We start from the raw sequence: 23,237 nt of genomic DNA on the forward strand, positions 1-23,237 counted from the left end.
AATGATTTTCATTTATCCATCGACTTCCATAAACCTCCCTCCTCCAGCTTTCATCTTCCCGCTAAAAATGAATATCCCAGATCCCCACTTTACGTTCAAGCTCAATCAAAGCTGTTGCATTACCTGCAAGAGCCTGATAATAATCTTTTCGAACATTGTTATAGGTTCTTTGAGCATTCAAAACTTCAAGAATAGAACTTTCGCCTCTTTTGTAGCTGTAAGTAATTCCTTCCAGAATGCTTTGTGCTTCTGAAAGCATTCCGTTATGGAATTGTTTGAGCTGTTTCTGAGTGGCTGCATATTGCTGATACGCCTGCATTACTTCAGCTTTTATGCCCTGTTCAATCTGTTTATATTCAACTTCTGCCTGAGAATGAGCCATTTCAGCGATCTTCAATCCTGCATTTCTTCTGTTGGAAAACTTTAAGGGAATACTAATGCCCATTTTTACAGCATTTACCGTTGGAGAAGGCGCAATTTCGTTCGTAGCTTCGGTGTGGCGTTCTGCTCCGGCGCTGATCCCTAAGTCGATGATACGATTGGCTTTTTCAAGATTGATCTGGCTTTTGGCAACCTCTGTATTTTGTCTGGCTGCCAATAAATCTGCTCTTTCATTCAATGCCTGAAGAATCAGATCATCCATGCTGAAATCTCTGTTGAAGGTATTAAAATCTCCGGCAACATCTCTTCCTGTCATTTTGCTGTCTCCAAGAAATACGGATAAACTGGTGAGCGCTTGCTGCTCTGCACTTTCAGCCTGATATACTTCATTAAGTAAAGAAGCTGCTTCCAGTTTACTTTGTTTGGATGTGACTAATGTTATAGTTCCCAATTTGTAGCGGATACTGTCGGATTTTGCCAATTGCTGCATATTTTTATAAGAATCCTGCTGTACTTCAAGCAAAGCTTTGGATTTTAAAGCCTCAATATATCCTAAACTGGCATCTGCACGGAGATTTCTGAAAAAATCCTGCAGCTGTATTTTGCTCAGCTCAGATTGGTTTCTGGCCAGATTAACACGAGCTTTTCTTTTACCGCCCAATTCAAGTGTCCAGCCGATGGAGGCTCCATACACATACCCCATATTCTGCTTCACTCCGTTATTGGTGGTTTCCATTTCCAGTTGAGGATCAGGGAACATATTAGCCGTTTGAATAGCTGCTTCAGCCATACTTACATTGTATTTCTGAGAAGCGTAACCCAGATTTTTATTTCCGACAAGACTCAGGTATTCTTCAAATGATACAAGCTCTTTTTCCTGTGCCTTTATCCCTGTAATACTAAACAATACTACAGATAATATGATAATTTGAACTTTAATTTTCATCTGATTTCAAATTTTGTTTTTCGCTTCGGCGTTCAGCCATAAAATAAATAGCCGGAAGCACAAATAGTGTTAAAATAGTAGAGAACATCAGCCCGTACACAATGACGGTTGCCAGTGGGCGTTGTACATCAGAACCGATTCCTGTAGCTAATGATGCCGGGAAAAGCCCGATTACAGCAACCGTTGCAGTCATCAGTACTGGTCTGAAACGGTCTTTTGCGCCTTTGATGGCTGCCTGTTTGAGTTCATATCCTTTTTTACGCAGATCGTTGATGTGGGAAATCATGATCACTCCGTTCTGGATGGCAACTCCAAACAATGCGATGAATCCTACTGCTGAAGAGACATTCAAAGACATTCCTCTTACATTGAGTGCCAACATTCCGCCAAATAATGCGAGTGGAACAATAGACATCAGAACCAAAGCCTGTCTGAAATCTCCAAATGCACCATACAATAACAGGAACATAATGGCTAATGCCAATGGAACAATAAATGCCAGTCTGGAATAGGCCCTGTTTTGATTTTCAAACTGTCCACCCCATTTAATCTGGTATTTCTCGTGATCGTACTTAATATCTTTTTCAATTTTATCCTGTGCGTTTTTCAGGAAAGAAGAAAGGTCAGTTCCTCTTAAATTCAGCTTTACTGTAAGATGTCGTTTATTCATTTCTCGGGTAATAGTACTTTCTCCGGTACTCAGTTTCACTTCTGCGACTTGTGATAAAGGGATTTTTGCTCCTGAAGCTGAGGTCAGCATCAGATTTCCGATTTTATCAGGAGTATCCCGGCTGTCTTCTGTATAACGGCATGAAATATCATACACTTTATTGCCGATGAAGATCTGAGAAATGGCTTTTCCTCCTAATGCGACTTCAATAAGGTCGGCTACATCGGCTACATTCAAACCATACTGAGCGATTTTGTCTCTGTTGGCAATAATCTGCAGTTGAGGTAAAGGCGGTTCCTGATCGATAGCAAGGTCTGCCGAACCTGGGATTTTATTTAAAGTTGACAATACATTTTCCGCAATTCTTCTGGTTTCTTTGAAGTCTTCTCCATAAACTTTTACCACGAGTTCACTGTGAGCACCAGAAATTTTATCCATTACCCCGTCAATCATAGGCTGTGAAAAGCCTACGGTGAATCCTGGCATGTCTTTATAATCTGCTGCCAGTTCTTTAATGAGGTCTGCTTTTGTTTTTCCGGCTGGCCATTCGCTGTAAGGTTTTATTCCTACAGATACTTCAAAATGGGAAGCTGTCCACGGGTCGGTACCGTCATCATTACGTCCTGCCTGAACCATCATATACGTAATTTCAGGATGTTTTAAAGTGCGGGCACGTAAGGTATCACTCATTTCTTTTGATTTGGCTAAAGAAATTCCGGGAGGAAGCTGTACCTGAAGCCATATAGACCCTTCATCCAGCTCGGGAAGGAAATCTTTTCCTACATGATAAGAAAGAACTCCGGCAGATACTAAAACAATCATAATAGGAATGATCACTCTTTTAGGAGTCTGCATTATTTTTTCAATACTCTTTCCATAGGCTGTACTTAATTTTTCCAGCCATTTATTGTGATAGATCTTTTGGGGTTTTCGATAGATCACATAAGCCAATCCGGGGATCAGAAGCAATGCTGCGGCAAGTGCTCCCAATAGTGCATATCCTACAGTGAAAGCCATGGGGGTAAATAATTTTTTCTCTACTCTTTCAAAAGCGAATAAGGGCAGATAAGCGGTAATGATGATGATGGTTGAAAAGAAAATAGGTTTTGCCACCTCAATTACTCTTTGGTTAATTGTTTTTTCTTCCAGTGTCTCTTCCGAGTTTTCTTCCCGTTTCTTCAGAATGGTTTCCAGCATGACGATGGCTCCGTCTACAATAATTCCAAAATCAATAGCTCCCAGTGAAAGCAGATTGGCCGGAATATCGGTGAAATGCATCAATATAAAAGCAAATAATAAAGAAAGCGGGATGGTAATAGCCACCAGCAATGCTCCGCGCCAGCTTCCAAGAAATACAATCAGTACAATAATAACCAATACAATTCCTTCGGTAAGGGTATGGGAAACGGTAGTAAGTGTTGTTTTTACAAGATTTGTTCTATCCAGAAAAGGATGAATTTTTACACCGGGGGGAAGCGTTTCATTATTGAGTTCTTCAATCGCTTCATGTACTCCTTCCAGCACTTGTGAAGGATTTTGCCCTCTTAATAAAAGCACGATTCCTTCCACACTTTCAGAATAATTACGTTTTCTGTCGGTGTAACCAAGAATTCCTTTTCTTTCCAGGTTTCCGTATTTTAATGTTCCTACATCATTTAAGAAAACAGGAACGCCATTTTGGGTTTTGACTACAATTTTGCCAAGATCATCTAAGTCTTTTACCAGGCCTATTCCACGGATTACATACGCAAGATTTCCACGGGGAAGCATACTTCCTCCGGCACTTACGTTATTTTTAGAAATAGTTTCGGTAACTTCTGACAGAGATAATCCATACTGTTCAAGTTTATGCGGATCCAGCTCAATCTGAAACTGAGTGGTAATTCCTCCAAAATTGGTTACATCAGCAATTCCTGAAACCTGCTTGATACGGGGAATAATCACAAATTTTTGTAAATCCGTAAGCTCCCGCAGACTGTGGTTGTTACTTTCAATAATATAACGGTACACTTCGCCGATAGGAGAGGTGAGAGGATCCAATCCTGGTTGTGCACCATAAGGGAGCTCCACCTCCGTTAGTCTTTCCTGAATACGCTGCCGTGCCCAGTAATCATCTATACCATCATCAAAGACCATGGTAATAATAGACAGTCCGAAGGTACTTTTGCTTCGCATCACATGCATTCCCGGAAGGCCGTTAAGGGATCTTTCCAAAGGAATGGTAATTTGTTGTTCTACTTCTTCGGCAGCCAGCCCCGGAACCTGTGTTACCACTTGTGAAGTTACATCGGCAATATCAGGATAGGCTTCTATGGATAGTCTGGTCCAGGAATAATACCCGAAAAATCCCAGTAAAAGGAAGAGGGCGAGCATCAGCCATCTCTTTTGTATAGAGATTGTTAGTAATTTCTTCATAGTTTTTCATTTACATTATTTGGCATCCAGCATATAAATTCCCCCTTCCGTCATGATGGTTTCTCCGGGTTGTAAGCCTGATGTGATTCTTACTGTTTTCTGATCGGTTTCTCCTGTGTTCACAGAACGTTTCGCATATTGGCTTTTACCGGTTTTTACCCATACATATTGAGAGTTGTCTTGCTGCATCAAAGCGGTTACGGGAATCATTACTGTTTTTTCAGGGGTTGTTGAAAAATTAACGGTAGCATACATGCCTGGTTTTAATTTTCTGTCCGGGTTATCACATTCTATGAGAACTTTTATACTTCGGGTATCTTCGTCTACAATTTCATTGATATGGTATACTTTTCCTGTAATATTTCTGTCGGGATAGGCGCTTACCTTTACAGAAACCTGATCTCCTTTATTCACAAAACGGATGTCTTTTTCTTTTACATCACCGGAAATCCAGACTTTTGATAATTCTGCGATAATCATTACCGGATCTGCATCTCCTTTCAGATATTGGCCGTTTACAATTTTGTTTGAAATAATTTCTCCGTTAATGGGTGCTCTTACCACAAGAGGACGTCCTATGCCTCCACCTTTGCTGTTGTAAACTTTCAAGGCAGAAGAAGCATTGGAAAGGGATGTTTTTTTATTTTTAAAATCGGTTTCTGCTTCATCCAGTTCTTTCTGAATACCGACACCGTGTTTTACGAGATCCTGCTGGCGTCTGTAATTTTTTTCTGCAAGCTGTACATCATTTAAGGCATCTGTGTAATCTTTTTGAACTGAAAAATAATCTGAAGAAATGATTTCAAAAAGAGGACTTCCCGCAGAAACATTTTGTCCAAGCTGAATAAATGATTTTGTAATTCTTCCGGAAAAAGGGCTGGCAATTTCTGCATAATGATTAGGAATGGCTTGAATAGTTCCCGCTGAAACCACGCCATCACTATGTTCCTGTTCGGTAGCGGCCTGCGTTTTAATTTTTTTGAAAACAGGATTATTTTCCGGAACAATGACCACATCACCGCGGGTTATTATTTCCTGTTCTTTGTTCTGCTGAGGTGTATTGTCTTTACAGGAAGCTGTAAAGAGAATAATACTACTTAAGATTACTTTTTTCATGATCTTAATACAATTGAGTGCTATTGCTGATTTTTACTTTTTCTTTGTTATTTTTCTTGGTACTGAAAAGCTTTTTGCTCCTGGCTTCTTTTTGTGAGGATAGAGAGGGCCTCAAAAATATATTTGTTGAGACAATGAAGAAGACAGTAATGAGTGCTTCTGTGGGGTATCCCAGAGCGCATAATGCACCTATCGCTGCGGAGCACCATAATGTGGCTGCAGTATTGAGCCCTCTCACGGTAAGGCCATCTTTCATGATAACGCCACCGCCCAGAAAACCGATGCCGCTGACAATATAAGAGGTGATTCTTCCGGCTGCATCACCACCTATTCTGATGGCAATTAATACGAAGGCTGCAGAGCCGATGCATACCAGAGTATTAGTGCGTAGACCAGCATTTTTTTTGCGCCACTGTCTTTCAAAACCAATGCTGGCACCCAGAGCAAATGCTGTAAGGAGGCGTAGGGTAAATTCAAATGTATTCATAACTTTTCCTGTTTTTATAAAGCTTTTCAGCTGTACGGGAAAAGGGAGTACAACTAAAGCTTTTAAGATTGATAATTACGGTAAGGATCTGAGTCCATATGCTTTATTTTTTACTGTGCAAAAGTAGAAGTTACCGCCTTTTTTTGCCGTTAGAAAAGCTTTAGAATGTTATTAGAAAATCATTAGAGAAAATCTGTGCGAAAATTTATATGGAATCTGTATCCATTATAAAACATAAAATTTCAATACATTTGAAACGGATAATTTTTAAATAATGAATCTCACGATTTGTCATCTGAGATCAGAGATTGTTTAATCCCGGAAACTTCTTTCCAAAACCTTTTGAATTCTATATTTTTGAAATGAAAAAATCAAACATAGCAATACCCGCTACGCTTTTAGCGATGATCTGTGTGCAGGGAGGTGCTTCTATTGCAAAGCAGCTTTTTCCTGCGATTGGAGCTATTGGTACGGTTACTTTAAGAATTGTACTTTCTGCTGTTTTGCTTACGTTGATTAACCGTCCGAAGTTTTTACAATTTAACAGACAAAAGTGGCAGTATTGTGCAATTTACGGAATAGGGCTGGCTGCTATGAATCTTATTTTTTATATGGCCATTCAAAGAATTCCTTTGGGATTGGCTGTTACGGTGGAATTTGCAGGACCTTTATTTCTTGCTTTGGCTTTATCCCGTAAACTGTTGGATGTTATCTGGGCTTTACTAGCATGTGTGGGGATTTTACTGATTGTTCCATGGAAGAATGATCATGTTGATTTAATAGGTCTTGGACTTGCCTTTCTGGCAGGGATGTTCTGGGCAGTTTATATTATCATGGGTGGCAAGGTTTCCAAAATAATGGATGGAAAAGATGCGGTTACCACAGGGATGATTTTTGCAAGTCTTGTGATTATTCCTTTTACGATATGGGATGGTGCTGTTTTCAATATTACTCCGACGATTTTTATGAAAGGCCTTGGTGTGGCCATTCTTTCGAGTGCTTTACCTTTTTCATTGGAAATGATGGCCTTGAAAAAACTTCCTGCAAAGACCTTCAGTATTCTGATGAGTCTGGAACCTGCATTTGCAGCACTTTCAGGATTGGTTTTTCTTGCTGAAAAATTATCTTTTTTACAATGGATTTCTATTGCCTGTGTGATTACTGCAAGTATAGGAACAACCGTTTTTAACAAGAAATCTCTTTCTCATGATTGATGAAAAATTTTTTAACCATTAAGCTAATTAAGGTTGTAAGGAAAGTTAAGATGCAAATAAATTTGAATGAAGTTAGCTGATCATAAACTCTACTGTAAAAGCAGTCTTATTATCTTCTGATACAACGTTTATTTTTGCGTGATGGAGCAGAATGATTTTTTCGGTGAGAAATAATCCGATTCCGTGACCTTTTTCCTGTTTTGAAGTTTCGCTTCTGTAAAATGGTTCAAAAATGTGTTGTAAATCTTCTTCACTGATAACATTTCCTGTATTCGTAAAATGTATTATAAGAATTTTTGAATTGGCATTTACATCTATCAAACAGATGTGTTCCGGTGAATATTTGCAAGCATTGTCGATAAGATTATTAAAGGCCACCTGAAGAAGATACTCATTTCCCTGAATAATAAGCTGATGCTCTTCCACAGAATCTTCTATATTCAGAGAAACTTTATATCCTGAATTTTCTTTGATGATTTTAGTATAAGATTCCAGAAGGATTTCATCCAGACGCACTTCCGAAAAACTGATCTCATTGGGATCATAGCTCGCTTTGGCAAGATCCATTAAACTGTTGGAAAGTTTTACCATATTGCGGGCATCTTCCAGAGCATATTGGATGGTTTCCTGGTATTCTTCTTTAGTTTTATCTTTTTCTGAAGCCAGTTCCAGTTCAGTAATGATAGCCGATAGAGGAGTTCTTAGCTCGTGGGAAATATTAGATACAAAATGTTTTTGCGAATCAAAAGAATTTTCAAGCCGCTCCAGCATTCCATTAAAACTCTGAGCAAGTTCATTCAGTTCATCTTTTTCCTTTGTTGTTTTCAAACGCAGTTGAAGTTTCCCGGCAGTAATTTTTTTAATCTGGGTAACCATTTCACTCAGTGGGCTCAATGCTTTTTTTGAAAGAAATATTCCTGCCAGATAAATTAAAATCAGGATAATAAAAAACGAGATAATACTGATGGTAAGAAGATGCGTGAGATAATCATATCCGTATTGATCATATGCCGCAGCCGTTACTGCGTAAGTTTTTCCTTCGAAATGATATACCATCCCGATTACCTGAAGATCATTTAAAAAGAAATCAATTCTCTTCTTTTGAAAAATTTCAGAAAGCATTTCCGGAGTTTCCTTTACATAATCTACCTTGGCATCATCGTGGTACACCAGCTTCTTATCTACATCATAAATCGCAACCTGAACTTCATTAAGGGTTCTGGTGTTGTTTTTATAAAGCTTGTGCATTTCCTGTTCGGGAAGGGAGCTTCGGAAAAATAAATCAGCTTTGGCAATCGCTTCGTTCTGAAGTTCACTGTAAAAAGATTTTTCTCTGGCTTCTTTGGATGAATAGTAGATCGAAATACTGTAAATACTTAAAAGCATTGCAGTGATTAAGGTAAAAAGCAGGGTAAGTCTGGTTCTTATTTTCATCCTGATATTTTTAGTTTATCTCAGTGATTTACTATACAGTACCTGATTCGTAATCTTTTTTCAGAATAAATCCCATGCCGGCTTTGGTATGGATCAGTTTGTTTTCAAAATCTTTATCTATTTTCTTTCGGAGATAATTGATATAAACATCAATAAAGTTAGTACCCGTATCAAAATGGGTTTCCCATACTTTTTCCGCAATTTCACTTCTGGAAAGAACCCTTTCGGAATTTTCCAGCATGAATTTTAAGAGATTAAATTCTTTTGGTGTTAATTTGATGGGCATTTGATCACGGCTTACGGTTTTCTGCTCCAGATTCATTTCAATGCCTTCATATTTGAGGGCAAAAACTTTTTGCTGCGGCTGTTGTGAGAAACGTTTTAGAAGCACTTTGATTCTGGCTACCAGTTCCCGCATTTCAAAAGGTTTGGTCAGATAATCATCCGCTCCGGCATCAAATCCTTCCAGTTTATCATCAGTGGTTCCTAATGCGGTAAGCATAATGACAGGAAGATCAGGTTTTAAAGTTTTGATTTCATGGCAGAATTCCAGGCCATCTTTTTTGGGTAATATTATATCCGTCACAACCAGATCAAAATGGTTTTGTAACGCCAGCTTCAGTCCTGTGATTCCGTCATAAGCCACAGTTACCTCAAATTCAGCTTCCTGAAATCCTTTTGCAATCAGTTTTGAAAGTCTGTCATCGTCTTCAACTAATAAAATATGTGGCATAAGAATCTTGAAAATATTGGGTTGGCGTGAAGAATAGATCAATATTCCCACAAATGTAATGAATTCTATTTTGTAATTTTGGCACCCAAAGTAGAATGGAATGTCTGAATTTAAAATATTTTTTAGCAAAAAAATCAAAGAAATTATTGTTTTTGGGATGTTATCCTGTTTAGTGGTTTTGCTGATTCAGTGTCATCATAATTCTGGTAAAGTACAGCTCAAAAATGGAGATCTTCTTTTTGTTACAGCCAAAGAATCCGGCCTTTCCGGAGCGATTAATAATGTAACTCAAAAAGAAAAAGCAGCTTCTTTTGATCATATAGGAATTCTGGAAAAAGAGGGGAAGCGGATGTTTGTTCTGCACGCCGCTCCAAAAGGGGGTTCTCAGAAACAGGATTTGAAAGATTTTATAAAAGATCAGAAGGATGAAGGGCAGGAAGTCGTTATTTACCGATTAAAACCGGAATATCAGAAAGCAATTCCTGATGCTGTTAAAAAAGCAAATTCCATGTTAGGCAAACCATACAATTTCAATTATATTCTAGATGAACAATCCTATTACTGTTCTGATTTTGTGGAAAGAGCTTTTCGGGCGGAAAATATTTTCAAACTGGAACCGATGACGTTTATAGATCCAAAAACAGGAAAAACGAATGCATTTTGGGAAGAATTTTACCACAAAAAAAATCTCAAAGTCCCTGAAGGAGAGCTGGGTTGCAACCCAAACGGACTTGCTGGTTCTGATAAACTTGAAAGAGTAGAAAATTTTTAAAATATGGGAAGAAGCTGAACAGGCTTCTTTTTTTAATGTTAAATTTTTAAAAATATTAGTCTACTAATTTGGTGGACTAATATTTTTTTATATTTTTGTCACAGATTTAAATGCAGAGCGCACTATGATCTGACAATGTTTAACCCAAAAATGTTTAGCAATGATTACACCTAATCCCGGCCTGCAGGTTTTGCAAAATAAAATAAGCCTGCCTAAAAAAGAATTATTACTGGAAATAGAGTTGAATGGCAAAATGAAATTTGAACATTTGATGAATACCATTTATAATCAATTAGGCATCTGTCATAGAGTGTTGTCAGCTAACGTAGAGTATGTGAACGGCTACAGTTTTGGTTCAGTACAGTTATATATTAATGTTAATTCAGAAGATTTCCACCAGCTTGAGATCTATCTGAATAAAAATAAACTTATCAATACGACGGTAGAATATACCTGCAGAACCTATTTTTAAGTGAGATTCATATAGTTTTAATTACTCAAAGTGTCCGGTTATTTTACCGGGCACTTTTTATTTTTCATTAAAGTAGAGTAAAAAGACCAATCCTTAACCGGGACAAAATTCCCCTCCTCTGGAGGGGTGGCAAAAATTCTTTGAATTTTTGACGGGGTGGTAAAACAAAAAAGCGCTCAGATATCCTGAACGCTTTTAAATAAAATTCTTGATTTATCCTTTTATTATACTTAAGATTAATAAGTAATAAAGGTTTTCTTATTGATAACCCTTCGACAGGCTCAGGGTGACAGCCCTAATACCAGCCGAAATTTTAAGCGTTGTCAGGCTGAGCCTGTCGAAGCTATTATTAAAAGGATTAGCTCAATAAAATAATTTAAATTCTTTCGATGTCAGCACCAATTGCTTTTAGCCTTCCATCAATATTTTCATATCCTCTGTCGATCTGCTCGATATTGTGGATAATAGATTTTCCTTCTGCGGATAGTGCAGCAATAAGAAGAGCATTTCCGGCTCTGATATCCGGGGAAACCATTGTTGTTCCTCTTAACGGAGCTTCCTGATTCAATCCGATTACCGTAGCTCTGTGCGGATCACATAAAATGATCTGAGCTCCCATGTCGATTAATTTATCCACAAAGAATAATCTGGATTCAAACATTTTCTGATGAACAAGGATACTTCCTTTCGCCTGAGTGGCTACTACTAAAATAATAGATAATAAATCAGGTGTAAATCCTGGCCATGGCGCATCCGAAATCGTAAGGATAGAACCATCAATAAATTTCTGAATTTTATAATGTTCCTGAGCCGGGATGTAAATGTCATCACCGCTTTGTTCAAGCTGAATTCCTAATTTTCTGAATGTATTTGGGATCACACCAAGTTGGTTCCAGTTTACATTTTTGATCGTGATTTCAGATTTTGTCATGGCTGCAAGACCAATCCATGATCCGATTTCCACCATATCCGGAAGCATAGTGTGCTCCGTTCCTCTAAGATATTCTACTCCTTCAATCGTAAGTAGGTTAGATCCGATACCTGAGATATTAGCTCCCATTCTGTTCAGCATTTTGCATAATTGCTGAAGATAAGGCTCGCAGGCTGCGTTGTAGATTCTTGTTTTTCCTTTTGCTAAAGCTGCTGCCATTACAATATTAGCAGTACCTGTTACAGAAGCTTCTTCCAATAAAATGAATTTTCCTCTAAGCTCTTTAGCTTTTAAAGAATAGAAATATTCCTCTTCATCATAATTGAATTCAGCACCTAATTCAACAAGTCCTTGGAAATGGGTGTCTAATCTTCTTCTTCCGATTTTGTCACCTCCCGGAGTTGGCATATAAGCTTCTCCATAACGGGCAAGCATTGGTCCCATTAACATGATGGATCCACGTAATTTTGCTCCGTCTTTTTTGAACTCGTTAGATTTAATATAATCAAAATTAACCTGATCAGCCTTGAAAGTATAATCTCCCTGTCCGTTTTTAGTAACTTTTACACCAAAATCCCCAAGAATTTCAATCAATCTGTTCACATCATGGATATCCGGAATATTTTTATTCTTACTTCTTCGTCCGTCAGAAGAACAGCACATAAAATTTGTAGAGCTTCATTTTTAGCTCCTTGTGGAGTGATTTCACCATGCAGTCTTTTTCCTCCTCTTATTTGAAATGTTCCACTCATTATTTTCTGTTTTTATGATTGTTGTTGTGCCTTCTCTTATTAGGCTGGTTATTATTGTTTTTATTATTGTTGTTGTTCCTGTTGTTGTTATTGTTGTTATTTCGGTTGTTATTATTGCTGGTGTAGTAGATTTTGCTTTTCTCAAGAGAATCTATTCCCGTAAGATCCAACCTGTTTTCAGACAGTTCTTTCAGGTGGCGGAAAATTACATCATCCGTCACATGTTCTTTATTATAGACATTGTAAGATTTCTTCATATTGTTGGCAATCACTTCGATAAGGGCTTCTTTTTCGTCACCCATTTCCAGTTCTATTGCTTTTTCTATCAATTGAAGAATACTTTTTCCGTAAAACTTAAAGTCACCCTGAAGTTTTGGATATTCCATTCTTTTAGGTTTTTCTGCTAACTGTTCCATGGTTGGAAACGGATAAGGAGAGTCTACATCCAGATCATGATTAGCAAGAATATAAAGGTGGTCCCAAAGTTTATGTTTATAATTTTCCTCGTCGCGAAGTTGTGGGTTTCTCTGACCCATAAAATCGATGATTGCCATAGCCATTTCGTTCCTTTCCTCTTTGGTAGGAAGTTCTTTGCAGCGCTCAACCAACTGTTGTATAATTCTGCCATATTCCGGCATATGAAGCTGAATTTTTTGGGTATTGTATTCCATAGTATGCAAATATATGGATTAAAAGAAAAATTGTCTCGGGAATCTGAAAAATTTATGATTTTTTAATGAAAAACCTTAATGCCTTTCTTTTATATTTATTGTGAAAAATTAAAATATTTCCCATTCATTTGAATTTGTTTTCAATAAAATTGTATATTGTTTGATAGAATGATAATTAATTATTACGATGAAAAAAACAAACTTTTTCCTTTCACTGCTGGCTTTAGCATTAGTAAGCTCATGTCGTACAAGTGATGAATTAATCACAGAACCCTCCAAGCAGGAAGAGGTTCATAACAAAACAGTCAATGTAACCCATCATGACGGGAGACCTTTCAGTACCGGAAACGGATCCGGATCTCTGCAGGGTAAATTTGTCGCAGGTCCTGGTGGTGGAGTTCTCATGCAGGGTTTTTATTGGGATGTTCCGGAAGGAGGCAACTGGTGGAATACGGTTAAGGATAAATTAACAGCATGGTCCAATGCCGGAATTGGCGCCGTATGGTTACCACCAGCTTCAAAAGCACAAAACGGAGCCTATTCTATGGGCTATGATCCTACAGATTATTATGATTTCGGTAATTTTAACCAGAATGGAAGTGTAGAAACCCGTTTCGGATCCAGATCTGAACTGGAAGCATTGATTACCAAAGCGCATGCTGAGAATATACAGGTATACGCTGATATTGTAATTAATCATAATAGTGGCGGCCAATCTGAAGCCAATCCATTTACAGGAACCAATACCTGGACTAATTTTTCAGGAGTGGCATCAGGGAAATTTCCGAGAAGTTATAATGATTTTTATAAAAATTCCTACGGAAATAATGATGAAGGAGCCTTTGGCGGTTTTCCGGATTTGTGCCATGCCAACCCTTATGTACAGGACTGGCTTTGGGGAAGAGACGATTCTGTTGGAAAATATTATAAAAATGTGATGAAATTTGATGGCTGGAGGTTTGATTACGTTAAAGGTTTCGGCCCATGGGTTGTTAATGCATGGAATTCCAATGTGGGAGGATTTTCTGTGGGAGAATTATGGGATTCCAATGTCAATACGCTGGAGTGGTGGGCAAACAATGCCAACAGCTCTGTATTTGATTTTGCCGCTTATTATAAAATGGATGAAGCTTTTGATAACGGAAACTTAAACGCTTTGAATGATGATATGATGTGGAAAAGAAATCCGTACAAAGCAGTAACCTTTGTGGCCAATCATGACACAGATGTTATTTACAACAAAATGCCTGCATATGCCTATATCTTAACCCATGAAGGATATCCAACCATTTTCTACAGAGATTATGAAGAATGGCTGAATAAAGAAAGACTGAATAATCTGATCTGGATTCATAATAATAAAGCTACCGGAACAACTTCTATTCTATATACCGATAACGATGAATATATCGCAAGACGTAACGGTTATAATGGAAATCCAGGACTTGTTGTATACATCAATACGTCCTCAAATTGGCAGGAAAGATGGATAGAAACCAATTGGAGCAGTCAGCAGATCAAAGATTTCACAGGAAATTCGACTTGGTATCCGACAACCCAGGGAGATAAATGGGTGAAAATCCAATGCCCGCCAAATTCTTATTCTGTATGGTCGCTTAATTTATAAGTAATGAGTAATAATTGATAAATGATAAATGATAAATGATAAATGATTAAGCGGTAAGAGACTTTTCTTCAGTTTAATTTTCATTAAACATTAAACATTAAACAAAAACAACTATACGTCTTATTTGTCATTCCGTAGGAATCTCTACACTACATTATTTATAATACATCTTGTAGCAAACTCCTACGGAATGATATTTTATATAGGTTGAATGAAATTGTGTAAGAATAATTACACCTGAATAAACTTTTTCTTCTGATGCTGATCCGGTAAATAACATTTCTGATTGGCCAGTTTCATCCTGTTTCTGGAAATCATATCATAAACCTTGTCACTGAGAAATGCAGGCAGAATTTTTCCAACAGAAGAAAGTTTATAAACTCCTCCCAATAAATTAGCGATTTCCAATACGGCTCTTGATTTGATCTGGTAGTATCGTCCAGGTTTCCACAGATACATGGTATTGAAAACATTTGTTTCCAGACCTCTTTGAGATAAAAATTGCTGTCCAAAGTCAGACTGAAGAGAAGCAAACATGAATTGGTCTTTCTTATCCCGCTCCAAAATCCATTGCACCCAGAAATTACAGACTCCGCAATCTCCGTCAAAAAAAACAATATGTTTATTTTCCCAGCTTTCCATGACTTTACTTATTAAACATGATTCCTCTTTCAGTATCTTCTTTTACTTTCTTGAAATATTGAACAAGATCTGCACGCTGTTGATCCGACAGTTTGGCGTCCTGGTGTCCTAAATAATAAGACTCGAGCGGCATTTCTTTCTTCTCAATCATTTCTATACATTCTTCCAGTTTATGAAGCTGTCTTTGAGGTTCATATACTGCAAAGGTAGAAAAATTAAGATGTTTTCTGCCTTCATTAATATGATTTTTTACCCACCATGAAGCTGGAGAAATATTACTGTACCATGGATACTTTGTTTCATTGGAATGACAGTCATAACATGACGTTCTAAGGGTACGGGCAATTTTCTCAGGAGTGTTTTTAATCTTCAAAAAATCCATACCGGGTGTAGGTGGCGGATTTGTTTTATCAATAGGGAAAAACTGAATAATGATAAAAGCAACGAGAATGATAACAATTATTTTTTTCATAGCCGGTGTTTCATATTTGTATAATATAAAGGTAGTTAATTTATTTTTAGTGGGGGAGATGGAAGCTGGGAGATGGAAGCAGGAAGTGCTTTTAGAAGTTTTTTGAATTAGTATGTTTTTTCAGAAATGATCAGTTGTTTTTCATTATACCACTAAAATTACCTCCTTCAATATCCAGCCTCCTTCCTCCTCAAATTCTTACGTTGAGTAATTCTAAATTGGCTCATATGCTGCTGTTTTTATTGAAGTTAATCTCAAAAATGACTAACTTAATACCTCAATTATGTCCTAGCTCAAAAAGCTGTTGGAAAAACTTATTTATAGTTTTTAACTATCGTTGAAATAAAAATTAATAGATTGTATTTATCAGTCAAACGTTGTAGGTTTGTCATGTTCTTACAACAGAGAATTTAAACTGTATTAATCAATATAAAAATAAAATAAACGACAATGGAAAACGATTTGAATGACATCAGTAAATGCCCGTTTCATAACGGAACAATGAAGAAGAGCGTAGCAGGTGGTGGTACCCAGAATTCTGACTGGTGGCCGGATCAGCTTAGAGTAGATCTTCTGCGCCAGCATTCTTCCCTTTCAGATCCTATGGATAAAGATTTTGATTATGCCAAAGCATTTGAAAGCCTTGATCTTGAGGCAGTAAAAAAAGATCTTCATGCATTAATGACAGATTCACAGGATTGGTGGCCGGCAGATTTTGGTCACTATGGTCCTTTGTTTATCCGTATGGCATGGCACAGTGCAGGTACGTACCGTGTAGGTGACGGAAGAGGTGGAGCCGGAGCTGGGCAGCAGCGTTTTGCACCATTAAACAGCTGGCCGGATAACGTAAGTCTTGACAAAGCAAGAAGATTATTGTGGCCGATCAAACAAAAATATGGCAGAAATATTTCATGGGCAGACCTTTTGATTCTTACAGGAAATATTGCTCTTGAATCTATGGGCTTTAAAACATTCGGGTTTGCAGGAGGACGTGCAGATGTTTGGGAACCGGATTCCGATATATACTGGGGATCAGAAAAAACATGGCTGGGAGGTGATTTACGTTATGCTCACGGTTCGGAAGGAGTACCAGAGGGACACTCAGCAGTTCTTCCTACCGATGATAATGCAGACGGAGATATTCATTCAAGAAATCTTGAAAATCCATTGGCAGCAGTACAAATGGGACTTATCTATGTAAATCCTGAAGGTCCCGACGGAAATCCAGATCCTATTGCTGCAGCTAAAGATATCCGCGATACTTTCGGCCGTATGGCGATGAACGATGAAGAAACTGTTGCCTTGATCGCAGGAGGACACACTTTCGGTAAAACGCATGGAGCTGGTCCTGCTGATCATGTAGGAAAAGAACCTGAAGGAGCCGGAATTGAACAGCAGGGACTTGGATGGGCAAGTACCTATAAATCAGGAAGCGGAAGAGACGCTATTTCCAGTGGTTTAGAAGTAACCTGGACAGAAACTCCGACTCAGTGGAGTAATTATTTCTTTAAAAACCTTTTCGAAAATGAATGGGAACTAACAAAAAGCCCTGCCGGAGCTCACCAGTGGGTAGCAAAAGATGGTGCTGATATTATTCCCGATGCATTTGATTCTTCTAAAAAGCATAAACCGACGATGCTTACAACAGACCTTTCGTTGAGACTGGATCCTGTTTACGAAAAAATTTCAAGACATTTTTATGAAAACCCTGATGCGTTTGCTGATGCTTTTTCAAGAGCATGGTTTAAACTGACGCATAGAGATATGGGACCACGTGCCCGTTATTTGGGACCAGATGTGCCTCAGGAAGAACTGATCTGGCAAGACCCTATTCCAGAAGTGAACCATGAATTGGTTGACGGAAATGATGTAGAAACATTAAAATCAAAAGTTTTAAACTCAGGACTAAACAATGCTGAATTAATTTCTACAGCTTGGGCGTCTGCTTCTACTTTCAGAGGAAGTGATAAGCGTGGTGGTGCTAACGGTGCCAGAATAAGACTGGAGCCTCAAAGAAACTGGGAAGTAAATAATCCTTCACAGCTCAACAAAGTATTGGGAGTTTTAGAAGGAATTCAAAAAGAATTCAATGATTCTCAAAGCGGAGGTAAGAAAATATCATTGGCAGACTTAATTGTGTTGGCTGGTAACGCTGCTGTAGAATCTGCTGCAAGAAATGCAGGTCAGGATATGAAAGTTCCTTTTGCACCAGGTAGAATGGATGCTTCTCAGGAACAGACTGATGTGGAATCTATGGGATATCTTGAGCCTGCAGCTGATGGATTCCGTAATTATCTGAAAAGAAAATACACGGTATCTACAGAATCTTTATTGATTGATAAAGCACAGTTGTTAACCCTTACTGCCCCTGAATTAACAGTATTGATAGGAGGGATGCGTGCTTTGGATACCAACTTTGACGGTTCAAAACATGGAGTGTTCACCAGCCGTCCGGGAGCCCTTACCAATGATTTCTTTGTGAATCTTTTGGATATGGGAACGCAATGGAAAGCAATGTCAGACGACAAACAATTGTATATAGGAACTGATCGTTTAAGCGGTCAACCAAAATGGACAGCAACGCGAGCAGATCTTGTTTTCGGATCCAATTCTGAATTGAGAGCAATCGCTGAGGTATACGGAAGTGCTGATGCACAAGGTAAATTTGTAAATGATTTTGCAAAAGCATGGACGAAAGTGATGAATCTGGACAGGTTTGATCTGGTTTAATAAGAAGTATTTAAAATAATAAAAGAGGCTGTTTCAAAAAATTGAGACAGCCTCTTGATTTATATCTTTTTTTTGGAATGCACTTTTTTGATTTTATTAAAAAATAGATTATCAAAAAAGAGTTCATCCTCAAATGTATAATTGATTATTTTTTTGAATGTAAAAACCAAACATAAGTATCTTGTGGAAGTTCAAAAAATGATAAGATAATTTTATAAAATTATTAAACTTAATTAAATAACCATTGTTTAATGCCCCGTCACCTATTATAATTACTTCTTCATCTATTAAAACTGGATGTTTTTTTAAGATTAGGTTAAAAAAATTATCAATTTGTTTATCCTTATTTTCTATTATGTTTTTAAGATCTAATGAGAGTACATTATCTTTTTTTTTCCAGTTAATACCACTATATCCGAAAGGATAGTAACATTCCATTTCATCTATATAATTACTGGTATCTTCTTTTATAGTAATCGTTTTATTTTCAAATTCTTTATTGAAAATAGTTATTATTTCTAAATCAAATTCTGTATTTTCCATATTCTTATCTCGAAAATCTTTTAATTATATTATTTATTGTTTTTTCTGTAGCATCAAATGTAAAGTGTGGTCCTTTTTCTTTACCAAACCATACATTTATATGTGCTCCATGACGATCGTCAATTTCAACTCTAAATCCGGTTTTTCCATCAGCAGTACTCATCCCAACAGGTTTCCCTTTTGATGTTCCAAATTTTCCTAATACAACTTTTTCTGCTTTAAATCCTCTATTTTCCAACCATTGAAAAGCTTCCTTACGTGCCATATGATAATCTATAATATCATCCCCTACTTTTTTTAGCTTATTAACTGCAGAAATATTTCCTTTTTTTAATTGGAGAGCAATTGCCGCTAACTGTACAACTTCAACAGTTTCTTGAGTATCTTCATCCTGATAACTTAGCCATGTATCTAGCGTAACCCAACCAGCAGAGGCAAGAAGATTACTTCCCCCAGTTCCAAAAGTTCCCATAGCAAAAGCTAGATTTCTCTCAAATTTTTCAGTGGCAAGTGCTGCTTTACTTCCTCTGATAGCTGCTGCTAATCTATCTTGTGATGCATGATACGCATATAAATTCTGAATTCCCATATAGGAAAGGGTTGGGTTTCCTCGGGTTCCGGTGAGTACAATATTGTCTATTTCAATTGGATTTAATGGAGATAATCCTCTTGTTGGTGGATCTTCACCTATCATTCCTGTCGGATCATTGAAGTTAATAGGGTTTCCATATACATACGAGTAAGGATTATATGCAAATTGCAATTCACTTAAAGGGTCTATTGTTCCCCATCTTCCAACATCAGGCATGTAAAACCTTGCTCCATAATCATACATTCCTGTTTCTTCCTCTAATTCTTTTCCATTATACTTATCATTATAAGGAATGTTGAATTCTTTTAAATTATTATAATCATTATATCCCTGGTGAGCTAACCCGAATGGATAATAATTATTTTCTTTTAAATAGAACCAACCTCCTCCATCAGCAACACCGTAGGAAAATCTTATATTTCCTAAATGATCTTTATGATCATAGATGTATTGAGTTTGTTGTAGGTCATAAGTTCCTTCTGTTGTTGGAATTAATTTCAAAACACCATTTTCGTATTGAAAGCCGTCCAGATATTCTGTGGTTTTATTTCCAAAAGTCTTTTTTAGCTTTGTACCATCTGCTCGATAAAGATAAGAAGTATTTCCTTGGGCAGCCAAAATCTGTTTAGGTAAATTCAAATAGTTGTATGTTATAGATGAAATTCCTTTATCTTTTTGGCTTGTCATATTGCCGTTTAAGTCATAATCGATAGTATTACTTCCAATTGGATATCCTGAAGGGTTATTCCTGTTATCTGTAATTTTCGTTAGCTTATTTGACATATTGGGAATCTCGTAGTCGTAAACAAGTTCGTCAATATGCATGGCTGTTGAAGATCCTGGAGGGGGTGATTGAAATCTGTTTAAAGTTTTAATATTCCCATTAAGGTCATAGCTTACCTCTTCATCGTAAAAATGGTTTTGTGCATTTGAAGCTAAGTAAGGAGTTAAATAGGTCCCTTTTGTAAGCCTGCTCAAGTTATCATAGCTATAGGCATATCTTCTATGTATTTTGTCACTTACTGTTTTCCAATCGATTTCTGATATGCTGCCATTGTATTTTGCGATTCCATACTGAGTATCTTGTGGATTCTGATACTTTAATCTCATTGCAAAAAATCATCTCCCAAATTATCAGGATCATTAATGTCGGTCAACCAGCCTCTGATATTATATTTATAATCAATAGACTGTAAAGGCTCATAGTTGTCTGTATCTTGTCGTCCTGTTTTTTTGTTGACCAATTGTCCTAATTCATTATAATTCTGTATTGCTAATGGCTCTTCAATATAGTTATTGACTTTATGCTTGTGCGAAATCAATCTGTTCTGGTGGTCATATTCAAAAGTTTCTTTTACTTTAACCTCCGGGTCATTTGCTGTTCTTTTGTGATAAACGTATGATTCTTTAACAATACCTGCAAAATCCAATAATGATTCCCCTCTGGTAGTTCCTCCTAAGTGATTTATTGAATGAGACCCTATAATTCTTCCTTTCGAATCATACCAAGTATAGCTTTTTGTCCAGTTGTCATCATCTATGTTTTTTGTGTAAGAGGCAACTGCCATAGATTTAGTATTTACAGAAGCGTTTTGTATACCGGCGATCACATTTTGGCCTAAAATATTTGCAGGTATCATAGGAGATCCTATTGGATAAGTGTCATAATAATTTACACTTAGGATAGTCATACTTCCTGTAGGGAATGCACTTTTTGTATAATATATATCCAGCCCGTTTTGAGAAAATGGAGTAGTACTTCTGATTTCGTTATTTTCAGGATTTGCTGTCATATTATTTACAGCTGTTTGCATGGCAGCTCTTGTTGCTGTATTGGCAAAAAAACCTGTATACACGATTCTCCCTAGCAAATCATATTTGGTGAATATCCAGCCTTTTTTTGTAAAATTATTAGTTGTACTTCCCAATAAGGTATCCTGAGCTAATACAATTCTATCTTGTTTATCATACACCATGTATTCCCAGCCCTTTCCTGGGACCTTTTTTTCCACAAGCCTGTTTCGGTTATCATATTTATACTGGTAGCATGTGTTATCCAGTATGTCTTTATTAATCTGAGTAGAAACTGAGGCTAATGGAGTAATAACAAAGGCAAGTTGGTTGTAATCATTATAAACGTAATAGGTATCTACATTCTGTGAAGTACTCAGTGTCTTTCGTGCTAATATGATTTGCCCTTCTTGATTTTTAAACTCAATTATTTCATTTCCATCTTCGTCTGTTGTAGAGTTTTTATAAAGTTGTTTAGCCTCGTAAAAACCAGATAAACTGATGCTCGCTTGAAATGTTGTATAATTAAAAGTAGCAGTGTATTTTTTTACTTCATTATTTTTATTAAGACTGTACATTTTGGCAGCAGGTTTATACATCCAATCATTGCCCACTGGTGTAATACCAGCTACTCTGTTTAAGGGAGAAATATCAAATATCTTTTCTTCGTAAATCTTTTCGGCTCCATAGACAGAATTAACATTGTTAAGAGGTGCTTCATAATAACCTCCATTCTTAGTTTCTATTTGAGGTATAGGTAAATAATTTTTAGCCTGTCTCCCATATGTATCATATTCAAAATGGGTTATAATATCATTTCCTAATGGTGAAGCTTTTGTCATGACAGTTTGTTTGGCTCGTCCTAAACCATCAAGGTATTTAACAATATTTATTTGTTTAGCATTAGAACTTGAGACCTCTACCGGCTCCAGATAAGTTTTCTCCTGAACATAGTTTTCAGTATTCGTAACTTGTGAATGGCAGAAAACTATAAACAAAAAAGATATTATATATATTATTTTTTTTCTCACGATAATTAGTTATTTATAAAATTCAAATTGAAAATTGATAGTATTAGGAACAAATCCAGATAATAGTTTTGCCTGTACATTTCCTATTGGGTCAATTTTTATTTCCCAGACACTATTTGAATTAGGTTCATTGTAATGTATTGTTCTCCATTGTCCAGGTTTGCAATCACCTTGTATAGTTCCTATACTTGCTCCATTACTCCACTGTACTACATTTCCTGAATTAAATTTTAATTGGAAATTAACTTTATTGCCAGCAGAATAAATATTCATATAGCTTGCAGATATTGCATTATAAAGGTTTATAGGACATGTTGGGGCGCATGTTAGGTTTTGATTAGCTATAAGCTGTCCGTTTGTATTGATATCCATTATTGCTTTCTGATCTGCATCAGGCTGGCTGATAGAAGAAGAATATATTCCTGGTGGAACTGTGTATGTATAAGAAGCTGGTGAATAACCAACTGTACAATCTGTTTTATTGAAGTCTTGGCTTTTCTGAGTGTTGTAGAACAATAGAGCCTGCGAATAATTGTAGTTATATTCTTTCTTAATCTTCCCCTCAGAATCTAATGTTTTATTAAGTCTGTGAAAGGAATTATACTTATACGTTTCTTTTATTCCTGATGGAGATGTAAGACTTGTTATTCCAATTAGTGGATCATGAGTGTAAGTTGTAATTTCATAATTGACTAGACTGGAGTTTTTTCTGAAATTGTACGTCTTCAAACCAACTTAGACATTTTGGTTTAAATCCTTAAGGAGGATTTTCGGTTTATAAATTTACTAATTTTTGTTGGTTATATATTTGTCTT

Annotated in this window: 18 protein-coding genes and 1 pseudogene; 5 read left to right on the plus strand and 14 right to left on the minus strand. The window is 36.9% G+C overall.

Features of this window, described 5'->3' with window-relative positions; translation table 11 throughout:
- Positions 1 to 61: 61 nt before the first annotated feature.
- The 4 genes from BOQ62_RS06895 to BOQ62_RS06910 are packed head-to-tail and all read right to left on the minus strand — an operon-like array spanning position 62 to position 6,015.
- Positions 62 to 1,327 carry a TolC family protein gene (locus BOQ62_RS06895; protein WP_129038195.1) on the minus strand — a complete coding sequence of 422 codons (1,266 nt, stop codon included), beginning with the start codon at positions 1,325 to 1,327 and terminating at the stop codon, positions 62 to 64.
- The gene (locus tag BOQ62_RS06900; RefSeq protein WP_129038197.1) at positions 1,317 to 4,412 is read right to left on the minus strand and encodes an efflux RND transporter permease subunit; all 3,096 of its coding nucleotides are present in this window, start codon (positions 4,410 to 4,412) and stop codon (positions 1,317 to 1,319) included. The genes BOQ62_RS06895 and BOQ62_RS06900 overlap by 11 nt, the downstream gene beginning before the upstream one ends.
- Before the next feature lie 15 nt (positions 4,413 to 4,427).
- Positions 4,428 to 5,528, minus strand: coding sequence for an efflux RND transporter periplasmic adaptor subunit (locus BOQ62_RS06905; protein WP_129038199.1), 1,101 nt, complete (start codon positions 5,526 to 5,528; stop codon positions 4,428 to 4,430).
- A 4-nt stretch (positions 5,529 to 5,532) separates the two neighbouring features.
- The gene (locus tag BOQ62_RS06910) at positions 5,533 to 6,015 is read right to left on the minus strand and encodes an MgtC/SapB family protein (RefSeq protein ID WP_129038201.1); all 483 of its coding nucleotides are present in this window, start codon (positions 6,013 to 6,015) and stop codon (positions 5,533 to 5,535) included.
- 362 nt (positions 6,016 to 6,377) lie between these two features.
- Between BOQ62_RS06910 and BOQ62_RS06915 the strand changes: the two genes are divergently transcribed.
- A complete protein-coding gene (locus tag BOQ62_RS06915; RefSeq protein ID WP_129038203.1) occupies positions 6,378 to 7,229 on the plus strand; it encodes an EamA family transporter in 852 nt (283 codons plus the stop codon).
- A 72-nt stretch (positions 7,230 to 7,301) separates the two neighbouring features.
- On the opposite strand, the gene BOQ62_RS06920 is transcribed toward BOQ62_RS06915, so the two are convergent.
- Entirely contained in the window at positions 7,302 to 8,663 is a 1,362-nt protein-coding gene (locus BOQ62_RS06920) for an ATP-binding protein (RefSeq protein ID WP_129038205.1), read from the minus strand.
- 31 nt (positions 8,664 to 8,694) lie between these two features.
- The gene (locus BOQ62_RS06925) at positions 8,695 to 9,396 is read right to left on the minus strand and encodes a response regulator transcription factor (RefSeq protein ID WP_129038207.1); all 702 of its coding nucleotides are present in this window, start codon (positions 9,394 to 9,396) and stop codon (positions 8,695 to 8,697) included.
- Between the two features lie 100 nt (positions 9,397 to 9,496).
- Here BOQ62_RS06925 and BOQ62_RS06930 point away from each other — a divergent pair, with 100 nt between their 5' ends.
- Both BOQ62_RS06930 and BOQ62_RS06935 read left to right on the plus strand, forming a co-directional pair.
- Positions 9,497 to 10,168, plus strand: a complete 672-nt coding sequence (locus tag BOQ62_RS06930; RefSeq protein WP_129038208.1) for a YiiX/YebB-like N1pC/P60 family cysteine hydrolase — start codon at positions 9,497 to 9,499, stop codon at positions 10,166 to 10,168.
- A gap of 160 nt (positions 10,169 to 10,328) precedes the next feature.
- A complete protein-coding gene (locus BOQ62_RS06935; protein ID WP_105701870.1) occupies positions 10,329 to 10,640 on the plus strand; it encodes an NIL domain-containing protein in 312 nt (103 codons plus the stop codon).
- Positions 10,641 to 11,016: 376 nt separating this feature from the next.
- Here BOQ62_RS06935 and murA read toward each other — a convergent pair.
- A pseudogene (gene murA / locus BOQ62_RS06940) lies at positions 11,017 to 12,323 on the minus strand (UDP-N-acetylglucosamine 1-carboxyvinyltransferase).
- Complete coding sequence (locus tag BOQ62_RS06945; protein ID WP_129038210.1) at positions 12,323 to 12,994, minus strand: DUF4290 domain-containing protein; 672 nt, start codon at positions 12,992 to 12,994, stop codon at positions 12,323 to 12,325. Before BOQ62_RS06945 ends, murA begins: the two are co-directional and overlap by 1 nt.
- Before the next feature lie 187 nt (positions 12,995 to 13,181).
- Here BOQ62_RS06945 and BOQ62_RS06950 point away from each other — a divergent pair, with 187 nt between their 5' ends.
- Positions 13,182 to 14,621 carry an alpha-amylase gene (locus BOQ62_RS06950; RefSeq protein WP_129038212.1) on the plus strand — a complete coding sequence of 480 codons (1,440 nt, stop codon included), beginning with the start codon at positions 13,182 to 13,184 and terminating at the stop codon, positions 14,619 to 14,621.
- Between the two features lie 231 nt (positions 14,622 to 14,852).
- Here BOQ62_RS06950 and BOQ62_RS06955 read toward each other — a convergent pair whose 3' ends face one another.
- Positions 14,853 to 15,263, minus strand: a complete 411-nt coding sequence (locus BOQ62_RS06955; RefSeq protein ID WP_129038214.1) for a thiol-disulfide oxidoreductase DCC family protein — start codon at positions 15,261 to 15,263, stop codon at positions 14,853 to 14,855.
- Between the two features lie 4 nt (positions 15,264 to 15,267).
- Positions 15,268 to 15,735 (minus strand): heme-binding domain-containing protein, encoded by a 468-nt coding sequence (locus BOQ62_RS06960; protein ID WP_129038216.1) that lies wholly within the window; start codon positions 15,733 to 15,735, stop codon positions 15,268 to 15,270.
- 450 nt (positions 15,736 to 16,185) lie between these two features.
- Between BOQ62_RS06960 and katG the strand changes: the two genes are divergently transcribed.
- The gene (gene katG, locus BOQ62_RS06965) at positions 16,186 to 18,465 is read left to right on the plus strand and encodes a catalase/peroxidase HPI (RefSeq protein ID WP_129038218.1); all 2,280 of its coding nucleotides are present in this window, start codon (positions 16,186 to 16,188) and stop codon (positions 18,463 to 18,465) included.
- 129 nt (positions 18,466 to 18,594) lie between these two features.
- Here the strand turns inward: katG and BOQ62_RS06970 are convergent, their stop codons facing one another.
- From BOQ62_RS06970 to BOQ62_RS06985, 4 genes are read right to left on the minus strand one after another with little or no spacing between them, the layout of a single operon-like run.
- Positions 18,595 to 19,008 carry a hypothetical protein gene (locus BOQ62_RS06970; protein ID WP_129038220.1) on the minus strand — a complete coding sequence of 138 codons (414 nt, stop codon included), beginning with the start codon at positions 19,006 to 19,008 and terminating at the stop codon, positions 18,595 to 18,597.
- 4 nt (positions 19,009 to 19,012) lie between these two features.
- Complete coding sequence (locus tag BOQ62_RS06975; RefSeq protein ID WP_129038222.1) at positions 19,013 to 20,710, minus strand: RHS repeat-associated core domain-containing protein; 1,698 nt, start codon at positions 20,708 to 20,710, stop codon at positions 19,013 to 19,015.
- The gene (locus BOQ62_RS06980) at positions 20,707 to 22,389 is read right to left on the minus strand and encodes a DUF6443 domain-containing protein (protein ID WP_129038224.1); all 1,683 of its coding nucleotides are present in this window, start codon (positions 22,387 to 22,389) and stop codon (positions 20,707 to 20,709) included. The genes BOQ62_RS06975 and BOQ62_RS06980 overlap by 4 nt, the downstream gene beginning before the upstream one ends.
- A 42-nt stretch (positions 22,390 to 22,431) precedes the next feature.
- Positions 22,432 to 23,151, minus strand: coding sequence for a DUF5977 domain-containing protein (locus BOQ62_RS06985; protein ID WP_129038226.1), 720 nt, complete (start codon positions 23,149 to 23,151; stop codon positions 22,432 to 22,434).
- Positions 23,152 to 23,237 lie beyond the last annotated feature (86 nt).

This window comes from Chryseobacterium sp. CH21 (assembly GCF_004119445.1).
Classification (GTDB): Bacteria; Bacteroidota; Bacteroidia; order Flavobacteriales; family Weeksellaceae; genus Chryseobacterium.